Genomic DNA, 25525 nt, shown 5'->3' on the forward strand with positions numbered 1-25525 from the left:
TTTTATTTTGTCGTGATGCATAACTTCAAATATCGTTGCTTTACTTACATGGAAGGTGCCGCGTTTTCATGATCGGCAATGATTTTCTCATCGCGGGCAACTTCTTTCAAAACGTTGCTAACCGCTGTTCCACCAAGGGAGGTACGGCGATTGACGGCTGCTTTTGAGGTGAGTTCTGCGTAGACGTCTTCTTGGATTTGCGGTGCGGCTTCCTGAAGTTCGCTTAATGGCATTTCCTGAAGCGCCGTGCCGGTTTTGATGCCTTTTAGCACTAACTCGCCGACAATTGCGTGGGCTTGGCGGAAAGGAACGCCCTTTGTTGCCAAGTAGTCTGCCAGTTCGGTTGCATTGCTGAAGTCATGCGTTGTGGCGGCGGCCATGCGCTGTTCATGCACCGTGAGATCACTAAGCATGCCGGTGAAAATATGCAAGGAGCCAAGGATCGTGTTATAAGCATCAAAAATCGGTTCCTTATCCTCTTGCATATCCTTGTTGTACGCCAGCGGAATGGCCTTCATGGTGGTGAGCAGCCCCATCAGCGCACCATATACGCGCCCGGTTTTGCCCCGAATCAGCTCGGCAAAATCCGGGTTTTTCTTTTGCGGCATAATCGAGCTGCCGGTGGAAAAGTCATCGCCGAGTTCGATGTAATTAAACTCAAATGTTGACCACAAAATCAGTTCTTCGGCCATGCGACTCAGATGCTGCATCAAAATCGCGCTGTTACTGAGAAATTCCAGTGCAAAGTCGCGATCCGATACGGCGTCCAGACTGTTGTGATACAGCTGATCGAAGCCTAATTCCTGAGCCACAAGTTCGCGATCAATCGGAAAAGTCGTGCCAGCCAGTGCAGCCGCGCCTAATGGCAAGATGTCGGTGTGCTTTTGGGTAAAGTCGAAACGTTCCCAGTCGCGCTGGAACATTTCGAAATACGCCAACAAATAATGGCCATAGGTGATTGGCTGGGCGTGCTGCATGTGGGTGTAACCAGGCATGATCGTGGCGGCGTGGGCCTTCGCCTGACCAACGAGAACGGTTTGCAGGTTCGTCAAGGCCTCTTTAATAGCAGGCAGGCGATGTTTGAGCCATAGATGGAGGGCGGTCGCTACCTGATCATTGCGGGAACGAGCCGTGTGCAGCTTGCCGGCGACTGGCCCGATTTCGGCTGTCAGTAAGGCTTCCATGTTGAGATGAATATCTTCATTTTCAACGGTAAAATGCAATTTGCCTGCTGCCAGTTCTTTTTGCAGGTGATGTAAGCCAGCGGTGATCGTGTCGGCATCGGCTTGCGGGATGATGCCGGTTTTGCCTAGCATTTTGACATGGGCTAGCGATCCTTCAAGATCCTCTTTGGCCATTTGTTGATCAAAACTGATGGATGCGCCGAATGCATCAACCCAGTGCGCGGCTTTTTCGGTGAACCGGCCGCCCCATAGCTTATCAGTCATGTTGCTTTTCCTCGGAGTGAACATGGTTGACTTGCTCAAAGACAGTGGTCGGCAGCGTCCAAAGTTTGATGAAGCCCGCGGCCGCTTCCTGATCAAAGGAATCGGCACTGGTGTAGGTTGCCAGGTCTTCATCGTAAAGTGAGTTGTGAGTGGACTGACGCGCGACTGGGACGGCACTGCCTTTGTAAAGTTTCATCTTGACGGTGCCATTGACGACGGCTTGGGTTTTATCGATGAAAGCCATCAAAGCATCGAATAAAGGTGAGATCCATTGGGCTTCGTAAATCATATTCGTCAATTTATTCTCAATGGTTGGCTTGAAATGTTGGACGTCGCGTTCAAGCGTGAGGTTTTCCAGATCGTGGTGCGCCGTCATGATGACTGCTGCAGCCGGTGCTTCGTAGACTTCACGCGATTTGATGCCAACGAGACGATTTTCGATTTTATCAATCCGACCAATGCCATTTGCACCGGCGATTTGATTAAGTTGTTTGATCATGGCAGCCAGCGGCATGGGGTTACCATTTAATGCTACTGGGACCCCTTGTTGAAAGGTTAGATCAAGAAAAGTCGGTTTATCCGGCGCTGCTTCAGGGGCAACGGTCATCCCCCATGCGTCATCCGGCGCCTGATTCCAAGGATTTTCGAGAATTCCGGCTTCGTTAGCACGGCCCCAGAGATTGGCGTCAATTGAGTACGGTGACTTTTTGCCGATTGGGACTGGCACATGATGATCTTTGGCGTAATCAATTTCTTCTTCTCGTGACCAGTGAAAATCACGAATCGGTGCTTCGATTTTCATTTCGGGATCCAAGGCGTGAATCGCGGCTTCAAAGCGAACCTGATCGTTGCCTTTACCCGTAGAACCGTGCGCAATTGCGGTGGCATTTTGGGCGTGGGCGATTTTAACCAGATGCTCGATGATTAATGGGCGTGACAACGCTGATACTAACGGATAGTCGCCTTCGTATAACGCATTGGCCTTGATGACCGGCGCAACATAGTGATCGGCGAACTCGTCTTGGGCGTCAATGACAATCGAATCAATGGCACCGACTTTAAGCGCTTTTTGTTGAATCGCGTCAAAATCCGCATCCGGTTGACCGACATTCAAGACGACCGCAATCACTTCATAACCCTTGTCCATGAGCCAAGGAATCGCAACGGATGTATCAAGACCACCTGAGTAGGCTAGTACAATTTTTTCTGTCATGAAAATATATCCTCCCTTAATAAATGTGAGCGCGTTATGGCAGGCGTGCTAAAGCAAAGGTTAATTAAACCGTTTTTCAATCAGGCGTAGTAGTCGTGATAGGGTAAACGTCATGATGAAGTAAAGAATGGCGACAACGACCAGTGGTAGGAATGGTTTGAACGAGGCGCCTTGCACAACGGTACCTTCAAACATTAATTCGGTGGCACCGATAACGGACAAGACCGAGCTTTCCTTAATATCGGTGACGAACTCATTGCCTAATGCCGGCCAGATGTTCTTCATTGCTTGTGGCAAAATGACGTATCGCATTGCCTGGCTTTGGTGCAGACCCAAAGACCGAGCCGCCTCGGTTTGACCGACAGGGACGGAATTGATCCCGCCACGAATGATTTCAGCAACGTATGCGCCGGAGTTGATAGCCATGGCGATCGCGCCGGCAACAAATGCGCTGAGATCTAAACCGAGGATCTGCGTACCGAAGAAGACGATGAACGCTTGAACCAACAACGGCGTACCCCGAATAAACTCGATGTAGATGTTAGCCACCACTTTAGCCAGCCAATTGCGACTGAGTTTCATCAAGGCAAGCAGCGTGCCGATGATAGTTCCGAATAAGACTGTTAAGACCGCGAAGACCAAAGTATAAATAGCGCCGCGGATAAAGTAGTTACCGTACTTAGCCCAGAAGCCTTGATCCTGATCCTGTAGTTTGTAGGCGGCTTGCAGATAACTTTTGTATTTGGCGCCTTTAACTTTGCTGATCGTCTTGTTGACTTGTTTTAACAAGGCAGGCGATTGCTTGCTGACGGCGATGGCAGTTGGGGCTTTGTCAGTCGCAAAATGCGGGTCAATCACGGTTAAACTCGGTGTCCGGGCAACATAGGAGTCGGCAATGGTACTAGCCAAAACCCCGGCGTCCAATTTGTTGTACGAAATTTGTGCAACCACATCATTTGCTTTATCCAGGCTCGTGACTTTTGCACCGGGCAGTTGGGTCTTGGCAAGCTGTTCCTGCGTCGTTTGCTTTTGTGCCCCTACTCGTTTTCCGGAAAAGTCGGCAATCGATTTGTACTTGGCTTTATCGGCCTTGCGAATGACCATGACTTGCGTTTCATACAGGTAAGGGGTTGAAAAGTTAACCTCTTTTTCCCGTTCAGGTGTTTTGGACATACCGGAGACGATCAAATCAATCTTGCCGGTTTTTAAAGCCCCGATCAGCGCCGTGAAGTTCATTTCTTTGATTTGCAGTTTCACGCCCATGTCCTTAGCGATTTGCTTGGACATGGAAATATCTGCGCCGACGATGGTGTCAGCACCGTTAATCGTGGCGTGGAACTCCAATGGGGCGTAGTCGGCGGACAGACCAACGACTAAATAGCCGCGTTTTTGAATCGCCGCTAAGTCTTTGCTGGCAGCTGCCGTTGGAACCGGCTGATAACTGGTGAAGCCGACGATCATAGCGATCAGCGCAATGATCGCGACCGCCCAATGTTTGATTCCCCGCATATAGTTCACTCCTCATTAATGATTATGGATTGAATATATACTCATTGGAATGAATATGCAAGCAAAATGTTAAATATACAAAAATAATTCATTTTAATCGACCGCTTGCAGTCCGGCCAGAAACGGTCTGATAAGGTGCCAAAGCTTGTGGTTATCGCGAATATATGAGTTGTGGTTTTCGCCGGGGAGAATATGCAATTCGGCATTTTGAATCGAACTGGCAATCGAAAAAGTTTCTTTACGTGTAATCAAGTCGCGGCTGCCCGCTAGCACTAAGGTTGGCACGGTGATCCTATGCAGCATTTGCGGGGTGATTTGCGGTTCATGGAGCATCATGGCTAACTTAGGAGATGGCCGATGACCAGCGGCAATACGAAAAAGAATGCGCGAATACCAGCGTAAACCTTGAGGCGTCAGATTCGCCCCGGCAACAATCAAAGCGCCGACTTGTTCGGGGTGCCGAATTGCCAGCAACAAGGCAATAATGCCACCATCAGAAAAGCCGAGTATGATCGGTCGGGCTAACTCCAATTCAGTGATTAAAGCTGAAACGTCTGACGTCATCGCATCATAACTAAGTTGCTCCGTAGCCGAACTTTGACCGTGATCACGACTGTCCAAGGCAATCACAGTATAATGCGGGGCGAGATACGTGATTAAATCGGCGAAAAGGGTATGATCCTCACCGTTGCCATGTAGCAATATAATCGCCGGTCCGTGGCCGCTTTTTTGATAGTAGAGCTTCAGATGATCGTGGTGGAAAAACATAAAATAACCTCCAAAAATTCATGCGTGGGGTGTTAACTAACGGTAAGTAGCGGTGGGATAAGTTCCTTGTTTCGGGTTCTGGGATAGAAAGCAAGAGCTGGGGGGCTACCATCGCGGAGGCGGATCGAAGTAGCGGAAGTCACTTAAAGAGTAGACCGAGGAAGGGTTGACACTTTCCTAAACGCGCTCCCCGGTGCAGAAGTCTGCGTGTAAGGACCTCAAGCCTAAATGGCCAAAGCCCAGCCATTTAGGCTTGAGGCCACTTACACTCCGATTGCTAACCGCTCCTGCTCGCGCTCTTGCTTAAACGCGCTCCCCGGTGCAGAAGTCTGCGTGTAAGGACCTCAACCGCAATGGCCAAAGCCCGGCCATCACGGCTGAGGCCACTTACACTCCGACTTCTAAGCGCACCGGCTCGCGCTCTTGCTTTAAAACCGTTATACTATAGAAGTGTATCTTAAACCAAGGAGGGCCGATGATGGCGAAAAAAATCTTGGTCGTTGACGATGAGAAGCCTATCTCTGATATCGTCAAGTTTAATTTGGATAAAGAAGGCTATGATGTCGTCACTGCATATGATGGCGAAGAAGCCTTGAAGAAAGTTGAATCAGAATCACCTGATTTGATTTTACTTGATTTGATGTTACCGAAAATTGATGGGCTTGAAGTTGCCCGACAAATTCGTAAAGAACATGACACGCCGATTATTATGCTGACGGCGAAGGATTCCGAAATTGATAAAGTGTTAGGACTGGAGCTTGGGGCAGATGATTATGTTACCAAGCCGTTTTCCAATCGAGAACTTGTTGCGCGGGTGAAGGCTAACTTGCGCCGTACCTCATCAGCCAATGCTGCCGGCAGTGAGGAAGACGAAGCCAATCGTGAATTGGAAGTTGGCGATTTAACGATTCATCCGGACGCGTATACGGTATCTAAACGCGGTGAGAATATCGAATTAACCCACCGCGAGTTTGAATTGCTGCATTACCTTGCCCGCCACTTGGGACAGGTTATGACCCGCGAACATCTGCTACAGACAGTTTGGGGCTATGACTACTTTGGCGATGTCCGGACTGTGGATGTGACGGTTCGCCGCCTCCGCGAGAAGATCGAAGACAATCCGTCCCATCCTGAGTGGTTGGTGACCCGACGCGGCGTAGGCTATTATTTGCGAAATCCTGACGCTGAATAATTAGGAGCACCACTGTTGAATAAAAAGATTCGCTTCTTTCAGTCAATTCACTTTAAAATCGCGATCGTCTTTATTCTTTTGCTGGTCGTGACATTGGAAATGATCGGGGCCTATTTTGTTAAGACCTTAGAGCAGCAAAATATTGAACAGTTCAAGACGAGTGTTAACGTGGACAGCTATATTCAAGATAAGCTGGCCGCGGATTTGTTGCGCACCGATACCGACAATGCCAATGACGATATTAAAAGCACCTTGAGTCAGGCAGATATTGCCAATTCGGCTGATCTACAAGTGATTGACGCAAAAGGAACGATTCGCGGTGACAGTGATATTAACGCCCAGACTAATATTGGGCAAAAGTCAGCTAATTCCAACATTAAAAACACGTTGTACTCTGGCCAACAATACGAAGGCTATGAATATCGGGAGCGTACAGGATCGACTTATTACAAGGTTGTACCGATTAAGAATCCGAACGCAACCGGCGACAATAATTCGGTCATTGGCGCGATTGCCATTTCAGCATCAATGGAGCAAGCCTACGATAGTATTAATAAAATCGTTGGTATTTTTCTGATTTCCAGTTTAGTCGCTGGCTTATTGGGTACGTTACTTTCCATTGTCATTAGTCGCGCGATCACCCGGCCAATTGACGAAATGAAAAAACAGGCGATTCGGATGGCGCGTGGGGACTATTCCGGTCAGGTTCGAATTTACGGGCAGGATGAACTTGGCCAGCTTGCAGTCGCCGTCAATAATCTAAGTGTGCGTGTTGAAGAAGCCCAAGAAGCCTCCGAAGCGGAACGGCGCCGGTTGGATAGCGTGTTGGCTCATATGACCGATGGCGTGATTGCTACTGATCGGCGCGGTAATGTCATCATTATTAATCAGACCGCGTTGAGTTTTCTCAATACTAAAAATGAGGATGTTATTGGCGTTTCGATTTTGAAGTTACTCAATATCGCCAAGGATTATACTTTGCGTGACTTACTTGAGCACCAGACTGAATTGTTGTTGGATTTTTCGGAGCAACTTGATCATGATCTGATTTTGCGGGTTGATTTTAGCTTGATCCAACGCGAAACCGGCTTTATTTCGGGACTGGTCGCGGTTTTGCATGACGTAACGGAGCAGCAAAAGATTGATCGCGATCGTAAGGAATTTGTTTCCAATGTGTCACATGAATTGCGCACGCCGTTGACCTCAGTGCGTAGTTATATTGAAGCGTTAAGTGATGGTGCGTGGAAAGATCCTAAGCTGGCACCGCAGTTTCTAAATGTTACGCAAGAGGAAACTGACCGGATGATTCGAATGATTAACGACTTGCTGAGTCTGTCGCGTTTAGATTCCGGTACCAGTAAGTTCAACCTTGAAACCGTCAATTTAAATGAGTTCTTCAACTATGTTCTGGACCGATTCGACATGATGCTCAAGACGGATAACGAACACACCGGTGAGGCGCGGACTGCACAACCGTTGCCACAGCCGGATGGCCAAAAGAAGCGTTATTCGATTAAGCGGGAAATTACCCACGAAGATCTTTGGGTTGAAATCGATACAGACAAGTTCATGCAAGTGATTGATAACATCATGAATAACGCGATTAAATATAGTCCGGATGGCGGCGTGATCACAGCACGGTTGTTCCAGATGCACGATCACGTGATTTTGTCCATCAGTGATCAAGGGCTAGGAATTCCGCGTCAGGATCTGGGTAAAATTTTTGATCGCTTCTATCGCGTTGATAAGGCGCGCTCCCGCAAACAAGGCGGAACCGGTCTAGGCTTGGCGATTTCAAAAGAAGTCGTTGAAGCCTTACATGGCCGCATTTGGGTCGATTCACAAGAAGGCCGTGGCAGCACATTCTATATCTCACTGCCATACGAACCGATTACCGATGGAGGAGATGACTGGGATGAAGCTTAGTAGTTGGATTTTGCGCGTGAGTCTGATCGCCATGGTTATTTTAAGCCTCGTCTTTACGTCATTGATTTGGCGAAATCCATCGCGGCTGGAGCGTCGAAGTACATCGAACGTGCAGGTAACAACCGAAAACGATCCGAATGTTAAAAAAATGGAAGGCAACGTTTACCTGCCTAACCAAGTTTATTACACGCATCGTGGTCAAAAGCAGCTGCTATTTAAAGCCAATGCCAATATCGACCATGAAGTTCAACAAGCAATGGCGGATTGGCATATGACGCAGGTTAAAGCGGTGGGAAAAGTCTCGCCGGCTAATTATGAAACTTACCTTGAACAAGATGGCAGCCTGCAACTTATCTATCAAGACGTCATGAGTTTTAAACAATTTGAACAGTGGTTTTTTAGCAAGCAAGATCAAATCAAAGCCTCCGATTTTCACTTTAATCGGGTTTTGGTGAATTTAGATGGTGCGGTTAAAAAACTGACCTTAATTAACGATGCCACGCGGAGAGTTTACGAAGCCAAGTTAGCCAACGTCTCACAGGATCAGCTCCAAAAGCTTGTGACGACCCAGGTTACCCGCGCTTTTCCAATTGAAGAAAAGCGGTTAGGCAATCACGAAGTTGCGTTCTTTACGCAGCCAATCAAACTGCCGCCATATGCTTATCTGATGGATCAACAAAGTGCCAATTATTATGTCTCCTTGTTAATGCCATCGAAAACCGCCAGCAATGTCGATGCACGTGAAATTGGTGATAGCACGCTTTATACTGCGGGTTCGACTCGACGAATGACCGCTGATTCGGGAACCGGTGCGATTGAATTTGAAAACTATACGGCAACATTTCCTGACAGTGGATTAACTAATTTCCTGCACGCGACCTTCAAAGGACTTAGCGATTTGCAGATGACAAACCTGGCTAGTATGCGGTATTTTCAATATGATGCCAGCCGTGGCGAAGTGGTTTATAAAACCTATGCGCAAGGGTTCCCGATCTTTAATGTGGATCAAAAAGGTGATGTTACTGTTCGGTATACGCAGACATCACAGGAGATTAATTTCTCTAATACCAATCTGACGGTGCCGATTCCTACAAATCAACCGGCACAAACCTTACCGGCAACTGCTACCGTGGTGAATCAGCTAGTGGCTGCGGGCTATCGTGCCAGTCAGATTACGGATATCCTGATTGGTTACCAGTGGACCGGTAGTAGCAATGATCAGCAAGTGATCGATTTGCAGCCGACTTATTATGTTGAGATGAAAGGCGAATATCGGGATTATCAAAGCTGGCTGAATCATAGTAGCGATGCGTCTGCCAATGCCGCTAGCGGCCAGACTGCGACGCCGAGCAATGATGATAGTAGTGCGAGCGAATCTGAGCCAACGCAATAACGGATCTTTAACTAACTGACAAGCTAATAAACTGCTTGCTGAGGGAGGCGATTTTGTGGATTTTCGACGGATTGAATGGATCTTTCTAGTTGTGTTTGTCGGCCTGAATATTTTCCTGGGAATTAGCTATTTTCAGGCGCAGCAGGTTGACTTGGCAACGATTAAAAGTGGCGATGCGGCAACCATCACGGACATTACGCGCGATCAAATTAAGCTGCCGCGTTTAAGCAAAAAGACACCCAAAGGCGATTATCTTGCAAGTCAAGCCAACTCAGCATTAACCGCGGCACGCACGAACCTGGTGAAGCAGCAGGTTTCCATTAGCGAAGGCGATTATCAGGAATTGCAAGCCAATCTGGATGTGCCCATAACGTTAAAAAAGAATCAGGAACTGCGCCAGATGAAGACTTTTGTTAAAAACAATGTCTACCATGGCAAGGAGTATGAGTATGCACCGGCGCTCTCTAATGACGAACGCGTGGTGTTTGCCCAGCATCCCCAAGCCGGACTGATTTACGATCGGCGTGCGGCAGTGACATTGCATGTATCCGATAATCGTCTGGTTAGTTATACGCAGACTTATCTGACCAAATTAAACATTTTGCGGGATCATTTAAGCTTGATGAGTGAACAGGATGCTGTCATTGCTTTGTATCGTGACAATGATATCCCTAATAATTCGGCGATTGTGTCCACACAGTTGGCTTATAGTTACCTGCTTGATGCAAAAGGCAGTACGGTTTATGTCCCGGCTTGGTACATTGGCGTCAAGAATCGCTCGACCGGGAATGTCACGGTAAAACGTGTCAATGCGATTACTCGAACAGTTATGAAAAACCGTAATGACAGTTAAGTGGTAGAATGGACGGCAGTGAGAGCCGATTGCCTAGATCAGGCAGTTGACTAAATGGTAAAAAGTTTGGAGATGGTGATCGTGGGCGAAGATTTTGGGATGCGTGTCAGTGTCCTTGCCAGCAGCAGCTCTGGTAACGCAACCTATATTGAAACGCCTGGTCACAAGGTGTTAGTGGATGCCGGTTTATCAGGCAAGAAAATTGAAGCGCTGATGAAGAGCATCGGCAGAGATCTAACCGATGTTGACAGTGTTTTTATCACGCATGAACATAGCGATCATGTGCGTGGTGTAGGCGTGTTGGCGCGACGTTATCCGCAGCTCAACGTTTATGCGAATGCCAAGACGTTTGCAGCTTTACCAAAAAGTGTGGGCAAAATTCCTGAAGCACAGCTGCGGTTGTTTGATATGGGGACAACTTTGACGTTAGGTGATTTAGATGTGGAAAGTTTTGGCGTTTCGCATGATGCTGCCGCGCCTCAGTTTTACCAATTTCATCATGACGGCAAGGCCTTCACTATCCTAACCGACACGGGCTACGTTTCAGATCGGGTTGCCGGGACGATTCGCGATGCCGATGCGTATGTGATGGAATGCAATCACGACCTTGAAATGTTGCGGACAGGTCCGTATCCGTGGCCGTTGAAGCAACGGATTTTAAGCGATCAAGGGCACCTGTCCAATGAGGATGGTGCGGATGCTTTGATGGATGTCATCGGTTTGCGGACGAAGCGGATTTATTTGGGGCATTTATCACCGCATAACAACAATAAGCCACTGGCGCATTTAACCGTGGCGTCGTTGTTGGCACAACAAGGTCTGGCGGTGGATCATGACTTTCATATTTATGACACTGACCCGGCAGTTGCCGACCCATTGTTTGTTGTGTGAAGCGGTTTGAAAGCAGTTTTAGCAGTGTGAAAAAACGGACGACTTAGATGGGAGCATGTAAGCTGGCCGGTTTTTTTGTGGGTTGGGGAGGGTGTTCGTCGTAGTTTGCGCTCGTTGTAACGCGTTTACTGGTGTGGGAGTCTGCATGTAAGGACCTTGGTCGCAATGGGTAAGCTCGGGTCATTACGTTCGAGGCGCTTGTGTTCTGGTTTATGCCCATAACGCGTTCGCCAGCGCAGAAGTCTGCGTGTAAGGACCTTGGTCGCAATGGCCAAAGTGCGGCCATTACGTCTAAGGCCGCTTATGTTCTGGTTTATGCCCATAACGCGTTCGCCAGCGCAGGAGTCTGCGTGTAAGGACCTTGGTCGCAATGGCCAAAGTGCGGCCATTACGCCCAAGGCCGCTTACACTCCGACTCCTAAGCGCTGGCTCACGCTCACCATAACGCGCTCACCGGCGCAGGAGTCTGCGTGTAAGGACCTCAGTCGCAATGACCAAGCCCGGGTCGGCCACTTACACTCCGACTCCTAAACGCGCCGGTTCGCGCTCACTAAAAAATACGATGTTGTTCATAGTTTCGTCAAAATCGTCACTTACAATAATCTGTGTAAACAGGGTGAGTTAGAATGCCCGTAAGGAGGAAACCGTTATGGATAACGGAAGTCATAACTTTCAGGAGACGCCACAGGATCAGAAGCCGCAACGGTCGGCGGAAAAACCGAAGAAGAATGGTTTGAAGCAGACCGCAATTGTTGCTGTTGTGGCTGCCTTGATTGGTGGCGGTGTTGGTGGCGGTACTGCCTATTGGGCGATCAACCATACGACAAGCCTTGGCGTGACCGACACCTCTGGTAAAGCCGGAACGACCAAGATTTCCAATGTTTCAGTCAATCAAAGCAGTGCTTCAGAACAGGCTTTTGCAAAGGTTAAAGGCGCAGTCGTCTCAGTTGTTAACATGCAAAAGGCTGAAAGTAACAGCGATGGGCTGGATACTTTTGGCGGGCTTGAAGGCATTTTTGGCCAGGATAACCAAAATAACAGTAGTTCGAGCAGTAGTTCATCAAGTCTTGAAGAGGCCAGCGAAGGTTCTGGTGTTATTTATCAAAAGAAAGATGGCAAGGCTTATATTGTCACCAATAACCATGTGGTGAGCGGTTCGGATAAGCTCGAAGTTATTTTGAGCGATGGAACCAAACTGACAGCCAGTTTAGTCGGAACCGATTCAACGTCTGACTTGGCGGTTTTGACAATTGATGGCAGTAAGGTTAACACAGTTGCCAGCTTTGGCGACTCTAGCAAGATTGAAGCCGGGCAAACTGTCTTGGCAATCGGGTCGCCGCTGGGCTCACAGTATGCTACCAGTGTGACGCAAGGGATTGTCAGTGCGAAGAGTCGTACCGTTGATGTGACCGATAGCAGTGGTAACACCACCGGACAGGCAACGGTTATTCAAACGGATGCCGCGATCAACTCAGGGAACTCAGGTGGCCCGTTGATCAATCTGTCAGGTCAGGTTATCGGAATTAATTCAATGAAGCTATCCGGAAGCTCGAGCAGCAGTTCTGAAGGAGCAACGATTGAAGGGATGGGCTTCGCGATTCCAAGTGATGAAGTCGTTTCGATCATCAATCAATTGGTCGAAAATGGTAAAGTTGTTCGGCCAGCGCTAGGCATTGAAGTGCGCGACTTGTCCACCGTTTCTGCCAGTCAGCAAAAATCCGTTTTGAAGTTACCTGAAAGTGTTACCGGCGGGGTCGTTGTCGGCGGCTTTACCAGTGGCAGCAGTGCCAAGGCGGCAGGATTGAAACAGTATGATGTCATCACTGCGCTGGATGGTGTCAGCGTCTCCAATACCGCTGCGCTACACACGCAACTTTATAAGCATAAAGTCGGCGACACCGTCAAACTGACCTTGTATCGTAAAGGTGAGCAGCAAACCGTATCTATAAAACTTTCACAGACAACAAGTGATTTGAAGAATTAAATGATGAGAGCCTCGATTAAAAGATTCGTCTTTTGATCGAGGCTCTTTTGCGCTTTCAGCGAAATTAGTCGAAAGCGGTTTCTTCAGAATTTCACGAAAGTTTTAGCGCTAATCTGTGGAAAAGTTCAAGTAAAAGATTTGTCAAGAGTGGGTAACTTTTGCGTAAAAAGATGCCCTAGCCTGTGGATAACTCTGTGGATACTGTTCATAACTAAGATTTCCGGGTGTGAGTAAGTTGTCCACCAAACTGGGGATAACTTGTGGATAAACTTTTTTGACTTGTGACAAAACGTTTGTTCCCGGCTGCTGGAGCGGGATTAAGCGGCTGAACTTTGTGAAATCGAACAATTAAAAACTGTGGATGAACGGTGTCGAAAAATTTTTTACTTGAATTTTTTGAATCGTCTATTTAGTGTCAATGGGCATACTTAATACTATATTTTGGGCCTTGAGTTTTGAACATGTGGATAACCGGTGTGGACAACCTGTTGTTTGCTGCGAAAAACTTAACATTTGACTTCGGCTGCGGAAGTGGTTACGATGAAATAGGTAAAAGAATTGTGCACAATGTATTTGAAAGGATGGTCCGTCATGAAAATCACGATTAAACCAGCTGCAGTGACGTACTTGAACGAGCACGTTGCAAAGGATCAACATTTGTTTCTGGCATTAGATGATGGCTCAAGTAAGTATTCGAAACTAGGCGGCTCCTGTGCTATTGGCAATAAGTACCAAATTGTTGTGACCAATCAGGACGACCAAGACTATGCATTGCCACTGGAAAATGATGCGGGCTTGAAGCTGACCACAGGCGATCTGGAAACCGATTATTTCGGAAGCGGCCTGACGCTTGATTTTAAAAATGCTTCGTTAGCCTTGCGTGATGATAGTGGTATTTTAGACGGTGCCGTTACCCTTAATCAGGTAACTTCAACACCGCAAAATGATGACAAACGCCGTGAGGAAATGAAATCGCTAGGCGGCAAGATTTGTTAATGTACGATCATAATCCGCTGAACCTGTAAAACGACAAACAATCAAAATAGCAGAAAATTCAAATTAGCACTCTAACATGACGAGTGCTAATTTTTGTGTTATACTAAAGATGTTCGGAAGAGGAAGTCGTAACCTTCAAAATGAAAGGAAGTTTTCGATGATGGCTAATGATCTTATGCGGCGGAATGATTGGTTGAATGATCCATTCTTCAATGATTTGGGACGGCATATTTTTGACAGCTTTACGCCAACTCGTGGGGTTGACAACAGTCGCCTGCTGAAAACGGATATTCAGGAAAATGACGAGTCATATGTTGTGAAGGTTGATGTACCTGGGATCGAGAAGCAAAATATCAATTTAAGCTATGACCATGATGTTCTCAGCATTGCAGTTAAACATGAGGAACAGGCTGATCATTCAGACAAGGAGGGCAATATGCTAATGTCTGAACGCAGCTATGGCCGCATGAGCCGCAGCTATCGGTTGACAAGCGTTGATGAAGGTAAGATTAGTGCTAAAGTCAGTGATGGCGTTTTGACCATTGATTTACCAAAGATGGCAGCCGAGCAGCAGGATGGGCATCAGATTACGATTGATTGAATCGGATCTGTTTGTCTAGTATGAATACCTTGAGGAGCCGGATCGGGAAACTGATCCGGCTCTTTTTCGAGCGTGAGCAGGGGCGCTTAGCAATAACTAGCTACCGGTCATTTGATCCTGACGAACAAAGTGACAGCAGTAGCAGCTTCTTCAGAGCAGATGAGGTCACTGAAAACAGGAAATAAGTTCAAATTGATGATTCGTTTCGCTGTAAAAGCGTATAATAGAAGTTAAACATTTAGGATAACCGAAAAGAGAATTGTCTAGGTGAAGGCCTAGAAAACAGCTCCGAGCTAACACTTGCTATCCTCATCGTTTACTGAGTTAGCCTAGACTGAATTATATCGGTTACAGGATTTGAACGTCCAGATTATATTCGTTCTAAAAAGGGTTGCATTTTTAAATTGTAATGGTTATAATTGGGGTACTTAGGAAAAGGGAGTGGCAACAATGAAGAAGAACTGGCAGCTTATGATGGTGCTTGTTGTGAGTGCTGTGGCGCTGGTCTTTGCGTTCATATTAAAACAGCCATTGATTGCTCAGGGACTGATTACAGTCATGGGGTCAATTATTGCTTTGATTATGTTCGGCGGCATGGTCAAGACCATTCGTTCAGGTAATTTCGGGGTTGATTTGTTAGCAATTACGGCGGTAGTCGCCACTTTGGCAGTCAGTCAGTATTGGGCAGCGATGATTGTTTTGCTGATGCTGACTGGTGGGGACGCCTTGGAAAGTTATGCTGCGACAAAAGCCAGCAGTGAACTGAAGCAGTTATTAGAAAACGCACCAACGACAGCTCATCGGTTGGTTGATGGCCACGTTGAAGATGTTGACGTTGATGCCGTTCAAGTGGGCGAGACGATTTTGGTTAAGCCTCAAGAAGTTGTTCCAGTCGATGGTACGGTTTTGGAAGGCGAGAGTTTGGTGGATGAAGCCAGTTTGACCGGTGAATCCAAACCAGTTGCCAAAAACGCAGGTAGTGACATCATGTCTGGGACGATCAACGGGGATTCGGCATTAACCGTTAAAGTTACGCAGCGAGCAGAAGACAGTCAATATCAGGGAATCATTAAACTTGTTAAGGAATCCGAAGCTCGTCCGGCTCATTTCGTCCGGATGGCAGACCGGTATGCGGTACCATTTACGTTAGTTGCTTATGTCATTGCCGGATTGGGTTGGTTCTTATCTGGTGACCCGGTTCGGTTTGCGCAGGTACTGGTTGTCGCATCGCCTTGTCCATTGATTCTTGCGGCACCGATTGCCATGGTTTCGGGTATGAGTCGCAATAGCCGTAACGGGATTATTGTGAAGTCGGGGACTACCCTTGAAAAATTGAGTGACGCTCGGACTTTCGCTTTTGATAAAACCGGAACCGTCACCCGTGGTATTTTGAAAGTCGCGACAGTTTTACCGCAAGCCGGTTTTTCCCAAGATGAGCTTTTGAATCTAGCTGCCAGTGCAGAAGGCCAATCGACCCATATCTTGGCGCGCTCGTTGACAGACGCAGTGCCAGCAGCAGATCGGCTGCCGGCAAGCGAGGTCAGTGAAGCAACTAGTTTCGGTGTTTATGCAACCGTTGACGGGCATAAGGTTAAAGTCGGCAAGGCTGAGTTCGCCGATGCAAAAGACACTTTGGATACAACGGCGGTTTATGTCAATGTCGATGGCCAATATGCCGGTGCCATTACTTTTTCCGACCAAATTCGGCCTGAAGCAAAAGAAACCATGACCAAATTGCACGAATTAAACGATGCCAACTTGATCATGATCTCTGGTGACCAACAATCCATTGCCGATAAGGTCGCTCAAGAAGTCGGTATTGACCAAGTGTATGCTGAGCAATTGCCGCAGCAAAAGATTGAAGTGCTGGACAATGTGCCTAAGGATGATCGTCCCGTTGTCATGGTGGGTGACGGGGTCAACGATGCACCATCGCTGGCGATTGCCGATGTTGGGATTGCCATGGGTGCACATGGCGCAACGGCTGCCAGTGAGTCAGCGGATGCGGTGGTGTTACGCGATGATCTAGCAAAAGTGGCAGCAGCAACCTTGATCGCCAAGGAAACCATGGTCATTGCCAAGCAGTCAGTGCTGATCGGGATTGCGATTTGTACCGGATTGATGCTCATTGCCAGCTTCGGCGTCATTCCAACGATTATTGGCGCCATGTTGCAAGAAGTCGTCGATACGGTCACCATTTTATATGCGCTGCGGGCACGTAATGGCTTGCATCGGCAGGCGTTGGTTGATCCGGTTCGCGCAGAAGCACGTGCTTAATTAACAATTTAAGATCAAGAGATTTCAGGGTCCAATCAGATACGCGCGATATAAGCGCATCTGATTGGACCTTTTTTTGGTGCAAGTAGCTTTTTGCAGTAAGGTGACCGATTTTATGTCATCAAGGGTTGCTAAGCTGCTACAAAACATAATTAAGATCTAGACTGTAACGGGTAAAACTTTGATAGTAATGGGATAGTGACTCGGGAGCGCCCGACAATTCCTAGTGAGTCAAAAGACATTGCTTAGTGGGCATATGGGAAGCCACATAAGGATAACAGAGCAATTAAATCCCTTGTCTGGACTGCTAATTGATGGATCCAGACAAAAGAAAAATGCCGTCATCCAAGTCAGATGACAGCATTTTTATGAAAACGAATGATCAATTAATTTGCTTGACTAGAAGCTTGATTGGCATTGGAACTTGGTGAAGAGGCAGTACGACTGGAACTGCTTGAAGCACCGGTACTGCTACTTGCGGCGGCACTACTGCTGCTAGTTTGACTGCCGCTATCACCGTTTGGCCCCCAAGTCCACTGGTAAGAGCCATCACTCATGGTGACTGACTTGACGGTCATGTCGTCAACAGATTTGCCTTGAACCTTAATAGCGGCGACAGCATCATCGTAAGTTTTGTAAAGGCCGCCACTAAGCACGGTTGTCAGGGGTTCAATGCTACCCGTTGAAGCAGGGGTTGATGATGACTGACCTTGATCATCAGAAGCTGAAGTGCTGCTGCCAGCTGGGTTGCTTGAGGACGGCTGGCTTGATTCAGCTGGTTGCTGGCTGGAGATGCTGGATGGTGTCTTTTGACTTGAAGGTGTGGATGTTGTTCCCGCGCCACTAGCTGGTTCATCGTCACTGGCAGCCGATTCCCGACCAGTTTGTTGGCTCTGACTGCTTGCACCTTTTTGATTCATCGCAACATCCGAGTCGTTACTTTCTTGGGAATTTCTCGCTACTTGAACTAGGGGAAGAACGTTTTTGGCAAAATCCTGATTCTCAACATTTTCGACGGCATTGACGGCAAGATCAATGCTGTCGCTGCTGAGGTTTGCCTTTGGATGTTGCATATTCTGGTCTTGGTATAACTTTTGAATTTGGGCAATGGCCAGTGACTTCTTGTAAAGCTGATTGACTTGTTGTTGGTAGTCAGCCGCAAATTCAGGTTTGGTATTCGCGATTGCTTTGTAAGCTGCGTTGGCACGGGAACCGTCTTCAGCAATCTGAGCCAGATTACCGTTTTGTGTTTTTACGGTTTCTTCAATCGTCAGCATATGGCTGGCAGCGTCAGCGTCCTGTTTATCTTTGAGGACAACTTTCTTCTGATCGCGATCATCCACATTCTGAGCTAATTGCTCAAGCTTGGATTGCGTAGATGTCACTGCATTCTTAGATAGGTTTTTGGCTGGAAAGGCGCGTTTCGTGGATGTGTATAGTTGGTTAGTTTGTTCCGTTGCCGCTTGGACGGCATGTTGTGTAAATGAGGTATCGATCGTATTCCGCATCCCATAGAAAACGGTCAAGTACCCTGCAATCAAGGTGCCGACCAAGACTTGGAAAATATGTTTTCGCTTCATTGATGCCACCTCCAATATCCTAATGGTACGGGCTGGACTTAACAAGACCATTGCAAACAGGTCACGAAATGGTTCTTTTTTGTTACACATTAATATAGTTGTAATATAAGGGGTTTACTAGTTGAATGCAAGTTTGGTAAGGTGAAGCAAAACTTGCGAGCCCTTGACTTTATTAACGTTGTCTAAATTTAAAAAAATTTTTTCAATATTTTGTTGTCTGGCGCTTTAGCTAAAAAGTTCGTCAGGCTTTTTAGTTAAATATCGCTTGACAAATAACCTGACAAACGGTTAGAGTTGCAAGTAATCAAATAACCGTTCATGCAAACCTTTGAAGTGGAGATCAAGCTGATGGTGCACGCACAGAGAGCCGGCGTTGCTGAGAGTCCGGCCGAACGCAAGTCAGTAAATGGACCACTGAGGGTTCCCCCGAAAGCACCGCGAGTACGGGGAAACGTGTTGGCATACGTCAGTTGTCGCCGGGGTGTTGGCCCCGGGCTAAGCGTGATCATAAACTGCCAAATGACACAATACCTAGGCGCAGTCTCATGATCAAACTAAGGTGGCACCGCGGGAAACCGTCCTTAACAAGAAGTTTGTTATGGGCGGTTTTTTTGTGTGAGCGCGAGCAGGAGCGCTTAGCAATCGGAGTGTAAGTGGCCTCTAGCCTAAATGGCTGGGCTTTGGCCATTTAGGCTAGAGGTCCTTACATGTAGATTGCTGCGACTGCGAGCGCGTTATAGAAAGTAATCCCCAACCAACCAAGTGCCCAAAATAGAACCCCCTCCGTTCCCGCGAGTTCTTTCCCGCAAACGAAAGGCCCCTATCCAAAGGCACCCAGCTACCCCAAGCCTCACCATCCGCACAGGCGCGCCTCCTTCGTCTGTGCCAAGTTCCACCACCAAAAATACTTTCACGAGGTGTACAAAATGAAAAAGCAATTCTCACTGGGATTCATGCTCCTAGGCGTCACCATCCTTTTAGCCGCATGCGGCCAATCAGCAAAAGCAGCAACCAACCAGCGAACACTTAACGTTGCAGTCAGCACGGAAGCCAGTTCGCTTGATCCGGCCCACGCGGTTGATGCAACCAGCGGCGGGATCCTTCAGCAGATCATGACGCCGCTTTATGATCACGATCAATCCGGCAAAATCATTCCGGCAATGGCCACAAAGGTTGTTAAGCCAACCAACAATGGCAAGACCTACACGCTGACGTTACGGCGCGATGTCAAATGGAGCGATGGGACACCTGTGACCGCCAAGGATTTTGTTTATTCTCTCAAGCGTATTGTTGATCCCAAGACTAAAACCGAATTCGCGTATCAATACGATGCGATCGCGAATTATCAGGATATTGTCGCTGGAAAAAAGTCACCGGATACTTTGGGCGTTTCCGCACCTAGTAAGTACGTACTCAAGATTCAGTTGAGCCAGCCAACCCCTTATTTTTCCAGTCAGATGACCGGTTATTATCCAACCAATGAAGCTGCCGTTAAGCGTTACGGCAAGAAGTTTGGCACTGCTGCCGACAAAATTGTGACCAATGGCGCTTATAAAATTAAGCATTTTGACACGACCAGTGACAGTTGGAATTATGTCAAAGACCCGAATTTTTATGCGGCTAAGTCGGTGAAAATCAATCATGTACACGTCAATGTTTTGAAAGATTCCAGTACCGTTGATAATCTTTTCGCTACAGGCAAGCTGGATGATGCACCGTTATCAGGCAACTTGATCCAAAAAGAAGCGGACAATCCGGCACTGAGCAAAACGCCTGCTGCAAATATGAATTACCTGCAACTCAACACCAAGAATCCGCAACTGAACAACGTCAACTTACGGCGTGCCATTTCCGCGGCCTTGGATCGCCAAGCCCTCACCAGCAAAGTCTTGCAAGATGGCTCGCAACCAGCTAAGGCATTTGCCCCTAAAGGATTAGCAACCAATCCGACGACAGGTAAAGATTTCACCAGCGACGCCAAAACACCGCTAACCTATTCACCGACTAAGGCAAAGGCCTATCTCAAAGCAGCTTTGAAGGAGCTTCATACCGACAGCATCAGCTTTACGATTCTCACTTCCGATGTTGGTACCGATAAACAAGTGGGCGAATATTTACAAAGCCAGCTCACCAAAGTACTGCCGCAACTCAAAGTTACCGTGAATAGCTTACCGAAAATGACGCGGATTCAGCGATCACTGAATGGCAAATTCGATGCCGTCTTGATGAGCTGGAATTCAACGATTCAAGACCCCTCAGATTATCTAAACACCGCCACTGCTGATAATATTTCAAACTTTTCGAAATTTAGCGATCACGAGTATACAACTTTAATGAATAAGGTGAACGATACTAATGGCCAAACCGCAACCGCACGCTATCAACAAGAACTTGCTGCCAATGCCCGGGTAATTGACGTGGCCGGTTACATTCCTGTTTATCAAAGTGCCAACAGCCGCCTGATTAACACGAAAGTTGGCGGCTTGCATTACAGCATGTTGCAACCGGCTGAATACCGCTATGCATACTTCAAATAAATTAACCAGAAAGCAGGTGTCACGATGACGCTTCCTATGCAAGACTTTTTAACTCAATATCTTCGACTGCAGTCCGTTTCACTGGCGGCTGAAAATCAGATTCCCGAAACCGCAGCCTTTTTAAAGCAACAATTTACTGACCTAGGTGCCACCACCAGTCGAATTCTACAGACGGATGGTGCCAATCCGGCAGTGTATGCAGTGTTTCCCGCCCAAACAGCGGAGGCCCCGACATTACTCTTCTATAACCACTACGATGTCCAGCCAGCCGAGCCGTTGCAGCTTTGGAAAAGTGATCCGTTTGAACTGAAAATAACCGCCACTCATCTCTATGCACGCGGCATCAATGATGATAAAGGTGAATTAGCAGCGCGACTGGCAGCGGTTGCCCGGTTGCAAGCACAAGGCGGGTTGCCATGTACGATTAAGTTTCTGGTTGAAGGCGGAGAAGAGCAAGGCAGTCCCCATCTTGATGACCTATTGACTCAATATGCCGATCTGCTTGCTGCTGACTTTTGCTTGTGGGAATCAGGCGGACGAAATGAGCAAGGTAAATTTCAAATCTCTTTGGGTGTCAAAGGCGGCGTTGCATTTCAGATGAGTGTCAAGACTGCTGATTTCGATCTTCATTCCAGTTTCGGCGCGGTGACGGAGAATCCGGCATGGCGGTTGGTTCAGGCGCTGGCAACTTTGAAGAATGCTCGAGATGAAATCACTATTCCGCATTTTCTTGATGCGATCAAACCTTTAACGGCGACCCAAAAGCAACTCATTAACCAAGCTGACTTTGATTATGCAGCCTTTGCCAAGAATTATGGGATCACCCGTCCGGCTACGGTGCCAGACGATCAGATTAAAGAAGCCTTGTACAATCGCCCTAGCATGACCATTAACGGACTTTCAAGCGGTTATGAAGGTCCGGGCATTGGCAAAACGATTCTACCGCATACAGCTTTGGCCAAGATTGATCTGCGGCTGGTTCCGGACCAGACGCCAGCCGAGACGGTGCGACTGGTCAAAGCCGCACTCATAGCAGGCGGCTACGCGGATATTGAGGTCTCGGACTTTCTCGGCGAACCGCCATTTCGCACCGATCCTGACGACCCATGCGTGCAAACAGCAGTAGCATTGGCGCGTGACACTTATGGCGATGATGATGTCCAAGTTGAGTTAAACTCCCCTGGCAGCGGGCCAATGAAATATTTTTATGATATTAATCATGCGCCGATCATTTCCTGTGGCATCGGTAATGCTAACTCGGCCGCGCATGGTCCAAACGAAAATGTTGCTATTGCGGATTACTTAGGATTTATCGATTATCTAACGCAACTGGTGACTAAACTAGCAGCTTAGTGACGTTCTGCATGCTGTCCGTCATAGGCCATAGCAGAAGTGGCATACAAGTGATCCAGCCTGTGATCATGACAACGAAAAAAAGCCGGGTATCGGCGCGGTGACAATTTGGTCGCGCTGGTATCCGGCTTTTTGATTTTGATACGATTTTATGGCAACTGGCCTGAGGAACTAGCCGAACTGGCAGCTGAGTTGCTTGGCACGCTTTGACATTGTTCAGATTCGTTATTAGAAGCTGATGAAGATGCCGATTCCTGACTGCTGGTGGATGCTGACGGTGTGCTACTCGTGCTTGCACGCGAGGCGGAACTTGATTCGCCTGATGTTGATGATTCAGATGAACTGGCTTCACTCGTTGTCTGATCATCGGTTGCTGCTTGTTGGGCGGTGGCGATGATTGGCAGCATTTGATCGGCAAACTGTTGATTATTCACATGTTCAAGGGCAGCCAAAGCGGTTTGCACTTGGGCAGCACTAAGACCGACTTTTGGCTCCTTGAAGTCGGGATCATCAAATAAGCTGGCAATTTTTGCAACCGCCGCTTCCTGATCGGATAACTGTGCCACGCGTTTTTGATAGGCCTGAACAAACTCAGGCTTTTGAGTGGCCAGTTCGGATAAGGCCTGCTGTGAATCGCTTGTTAAGGTATTTAAGTCGGATAAGTTAGTGGTGGTTTGTGCAACCGCTTTTTTAACGGTTAGCATATGTTTGGCAGCATCGACATCAGCTTGGGCACTGGCAAGTTTGGCGGCGTATTCAGGTTCCGTGAGCTTTTGCCGCGCTGCATGTAACTTGGTCGCGACCGCTTCGATCTTTTCTTGACTAAGCTGGTCTGCCGGTAATTGGTGTGCCTTATCCTTGAATAATGTGTCAACTTCTTCGGTGGCAGCTTGAACGGCTTGGGCTGATTGGGTATCAGTCCACATACTATGCATGCCGTAGAATAAGGTAAAACATCCTGCGGTCAGCGTGACGACGATGATCGAAAACAACGTCCTGCGCTTCATGGTTATCTTCCTCCTGAGTCCGCGAACGAACCGCTTCATATGCGGAAATGAAGGACGCCAGACAAAACTTTGTCTGACGCCATCGTGCGGATTAAATGCGCTTCGTTCTTTAGCAAATCCTAATTCTAGCACGTTCTTGGGGAAAAGCAATGAAAACGCATACATTTCATGTGTTATTTATTATGTAAGTGCCCAAAGACTTTTTTCCAGTGCACACTATGGTTACCTAGTGTCACGGTATCATCTATTTTAGCGAATGGTCAGCCAGTAGCCCGCACAGCCGAGAATCAATAAACCAATTAAGTTGAAGATTGTAAAGCCGACAAAAAAGCGCGCGTGCGGCCGGCTGCCATAGATCATGTATTGTTTGAAGACAAGCAAATTCGCCATTGAACCAACCAGCGTTCCGACGCCGCCGATGTTGGAGCCGTAGAACAAGGCTTCAACATAGCCAGTGAACCGCGCTAAAAGAACTGTTGACGGCACATTGGAGATTGCCTGGCTTGTGATGATGCTGCTGAAATAAACAGACGGTTCAGAGTTGATAAGACTAGACAGAAAATGTGTCACCCAAGGAATTTGACGCACTACACTGACGATAATGAAGAAGCCGGCAAACGTGAGCACGACCGCATAATCAACATCTTTCATGTCTTTAGGATCCAGCGCTACGGACAACCCAATGGCTAGAATTGCACCCAGCCAAGCCGGAACAACACCAATGACGCCGGCAAAAACCACACACGCAACGGCAATGGCAAACAGGGTCGGACGCATCTGGATGTGAATATGTTCAGTCGGTACTTTTGGCACTGGGACATTACGCAAGAATAAACTCAATAGCACTAACACCAGGAAACTGCACCCCAACAGCGGAATGGACCAACTAAAGAACTTTTGGAGATCGATTTCGAATTGGTGCATCAAGAAGATATTGTGCGTATTGCCAAATGGCGTGAAGGCGCTACCAAAATTGGCAGCCATCCCGATCAAGGTTACTGGAAGAATTTCCGGCAGTTGGTATTTCTTGGCTACCCGCAGATATAACGGCACCAAGGTTAAAACCGTCACGTCATTGGAAAGAAACATACTGGCAAAAATCGCCAGAAAAATAAACCACCATGTTAACTGACGCGTATTGTTTGCTCGCGAAGTTAACCGATAAGCCCAGTAATCAAGAATATGTAGGTGTTCGAAGATTTGAATCACCGTCATCATGGCAAGAATTGACCATAATGTGGCAAAACTTATGTCGCTTGCTTTAGGCCGTCCGATGAATAAACTTATGACGACCAACAAGGCGGTGATCTGCAGGACCCGATCTTTGATCAGACGCTGAATAACAATCATCAATTTACCTCATTTGAAAAAACCTCAACTTGTATATTTTGCGCTAAAAACCGAACGATGACAATAGGCAAACGCCGCAAAACGTCTGGTATACTTGAAAAGGATAAGTTGCCGGTTGATTAATGACGTGATAAAGGGCTGAGTTGTATGAACATTAAGATCATTGGTGTGGGTAAGCTGAAAGAGAAGTATTTTCGCGACGGTATTGCGGAGTATTTAAAACGAATGGACAAATTCGCAAAAGTCAAGATTGTCGAGGTGGCCGATGAAAAGGCGCCAGAGAATCTTTCCGAAGCCGAAATGGCGGATGTGAAAGCCAAGGAAGGCGAGCGGATTTTACATAAGATTAAAGACAAAGAATGGGTGATCGCCTTGGCCATTGAAGGCAAACAGCGACCTTCCGAAGTTTTTGCCAAAGAAATTGCCGATCTTGGTACATACGGGCATTCGGATATTACCTTCGTGATCGGCGGTTCGCTTGGCTTGGCACCAGCCGTGATGAAGCGGGCCAATGATACGCTTAGTTTCGGCAAGCTGACCATGCCGCATCAGCTAATGCGGTTAGTACTAATGGAACAGATTTACCGGGCCTTTATGATTAATATCGGCAGTCCATATCACAAATGAGTGTGAAGATTCGTCAAAGA

At 47.5% G+C, this 25525-nt stretch carries 19 protein-coding genes; 12 read left to right on the forward strand and 7 right to left on the reverse strand.

Annotation, left to right across the window (positions count from 1 at the left end):
* Nucleotides 1-44: 44 nt before the first annotated feature.
* From argH to ACWP87_RS04640, 4 genes are all read right to left on the reverse strand, one after another.
* On the reverse strand, nt 45-1448 hold the full coding sequence (argH, locus tag ACWP87_RS04625) for an argininosuccinate lyase (RefSeq protein WP_005685013.1): 1404 nt from the start codon (nt 1446-1448) through the stop codon (nt 45-47).
* Nucleotides 1441-2661, reverse strand: coding sequence for an argininosuccinate synthase (locus tag ACWP87_RS04630; RefSeq protein ID WP_005685012.1), 1221 nt, complete (start codon nt 2659-2661; stop codon nt 1441-1443). The genes argH and ACWP87_RS04630 overlap by 8 nt, the downstream gene beginning before the upstream one ends.
* Nucleotides 2662-2721: 60 nt before the next feature.
* Entirely contained in the window at nt 2722-4170 is a 1449-nt protein-coding gene (locus ACWP87_RS04635) for an ABC transporter substrate-binding protein/permease (protein WP_005685011.1), read from the reverse strand.
* A gap of 93 nt (nt 4171-4263) precedes the next feature.
* Entirely contained in the window at nt 4264-4938 is a 675-nt protein-coding gene (locus ACWP87_RS04640) for an alpha/beta fold hydrolase (RefSeq protein WP_005685009.1), read from the reverse strand.
* Between the two features lie 478 nt (nt 4939-5416).
* On the opposite strand from ACWP87_RS04640, the gene yycF reads away from it, so the two are divergent.
* From yycF to ACWP87_RS04685, 9 genes are all read left to right on the forward strand, one after another.
* A complete protein-coding gene (gene yycF, locus ACWP87_RS04645; RefSeq protein ID WP_005685008.1) occupies nt 5417-6130 on the forward strand; it encodes a response regulator YycF in 714 nt (237 codons plus the stop codon).
* Nucleotides 6131-6145: 15 nt separating this feature from the next.
* Nucleotides 6146-8056, forward strand: a complete 1911-nt coding sequence (gene walK, locus ACWP87_RS04650; protein WP_014570200.1) for a cell wall metabolism sensor histidine kinase WalK — start codon at nt 6146-6148, stop codon at nt 8054-8056.
* The gene (locus tag ACWP87_RS04655) at nt 8046-9449 is read left to right on the forward strand and encodes a YycH family regulatory protein (protein WP_005685006.1); all 1404 of its coding nucleotides are present in this window, start codon (nt 8046-8048) and stop codon (nt 9447-9449) included. Before walK ends, ACWP87_RS04655 begins: the two co-directional genes overlap by 11 nt.
* 55 nt (nt 9450-9504) lie before the next feature.
* Entirely contained in the window at nt 9505-10302 is a 798-nt protein-coding gene (locus ACWP87_RS04660; protein ID WP_005685005.1) for a two-component system regulatory protein YycI, read from the forward strand.
* Nucleotides 10303-10374: 72 nt separating this feature from the next.
* Nucleotides 10375-11193 (forward strand): MBL fold metallo-hydrolase, encoded by an 819-nt coding sequence (locus ACWP87_RS04665; protein WP_024305740.1) that lies wholly within the window; start codon nt 10375-10377, stop codon nt 11191-11193.
* 649 nt (nt 11194-11842) lie between these two features.
* Nucleotides 11843-13177 (forward strand): S1C family serine protease, encoded by a 1335-nt coding sequence (locus ACWP87_RS04670; protein ID WP_005690646.1) that lies wholly within the window; start codon nt 11843-11845, stop codon nt 13175-13177.
* 591 nt (nt 13178-13768) lie between these two features.
* Nucleotides 13769-14173: an iron-sulfur cluster biosynthesis family protein gene (locus ACWP87_RS04675; RefSeq protein WP_014570198.1), complete on the forward strand. Its 405-nt coding sequence runs from the start codon at nt 13769-13771 to the stop codon at nt 14171-14173.
* Between the two features lie 160 nt (nt 14174-14333).
* Nucleotides 14334-14774 carry an Hsp20/alpha crystallin family protein gene (locus tag ACWP87_RS04680; RefSeq protein WP_015765099.1) on the forward strand — a complete coding sequence of 147 codons (441 nt, stop codon included), beginning with the start codon at nt 14334-14336 and terminating at the stop codon, nt 14772-14774.
* A 450-nt stretch (nt 14775-15224) separates the two neighbouring features.
* The gene (locus ACWP87_RS04685; protein WP_014570196.1) at nt 15225-17051 is read left to right on the forward strand and encodes a heavy metal translocating P-type ATPase; all 1827 of its coding nucleotides are present in this window, start codon (nt 15225-15227) and stop codon (nt 17049-17051) included.
* A gap of 386 nt (nt 17052-17437) precedes the next feature.
* Here the strand turns inward: ACWP87_RS04685 and ACWP87_RS04690 are convergent, their stop codons facing one another.
* Complete coding sequence (locus tag ACWP87_RS04690; RefSeq protein WP_014570195.1) at nt 17438-18631, reverse strand: hypothetical protein; 1194 nt, start codon at nt 18629-18631, stop codon at nt 17438-17440.
* A gap of 926 nt (nt 18632-19557) precedes the next feature.
* Here ACWP87_RS04690 and ACWP87_RS04695 point away from each other — a divergent pair.
* The gene (locus tag ACWP87_RS04695; RefSeq protein WP_014570194.1) at nt 19558-21168 is read left to right on the forward strand and encodes a peptide ABC transporter substrate-binding protein; all 1611 of its coding nucleotides are present in this window, start codon (nt 19558-19560) and stop codon (nt 21166-21168) included.
* Between the two features lie 24 nt (nt 21169-21192).
* Entirely contained in the window at nt 21193-22521 is a 1329-nt protein-coding gene (locus tag ACWP87_RS04700) for a M20/M25/M40 family metallo-hydrolase (RefSeq protein ID WP_015765098.1), read from the forward strand.
* A gap of 149 nt (nt 22522-22670) precedes the next feature.
* Here ACWP87_RS04700 and ACWP87_RS04705 read toward each other — a convergent pair whose 3' ends face one another.
* Together ACWP87_RS04705 and ACWP87_RS04710 are read right to left on the reverse strand one after the other, a co-directional pair.
* A complete protein-coding gene (locus tag ACWP87_RS04705; protein ID WP_014570192.1) occupies nt 22671-23528 on the reverse strand; it encodes a hypothetical protein in 858 nt (285 codons plus the stop codon).
* Between the two features lie 249 nt (nt 23529-23777).
* Nucleotides 23778-24878: an SLC13 family permease gene (locus tag ACWP87_RS04710; RefSeq protein ID WP_014570191.1), complete on the reverse strand. Its 1101-nt coding sequence runs from the start codon at nt 24876-24878 to the stop codon at nt 23778-23780.
* A 147-nt stretch (nt 24879-25025) separates the two neighbouring features.
* Here ACWP87_RS04710 and rlmH point away from each other — a divergent pair, with 147 nt between their 5' ends.
* Nucleotides 25026-25505 carry a 23S rRNA (pseudouridine(1915)-N(3))-methyltransferase RlmH gene (gene rlmH, locus ACWP87_RS04715; RefSeq protein ID WP_014570190.1) on the forward strand — a complete coding sequence of 160 codons (480 nt, stop codon included), beginning with the start codon at nt 25026-25028 and terminating at the stop codon, nt 25503-25505.
* The last annotated feature ends 20 nt before the right edge of the window (nt 25506-25525 follow it).

Source organism: Lacticaseibacillus sp. 22, from assembly GCF_055413445.1.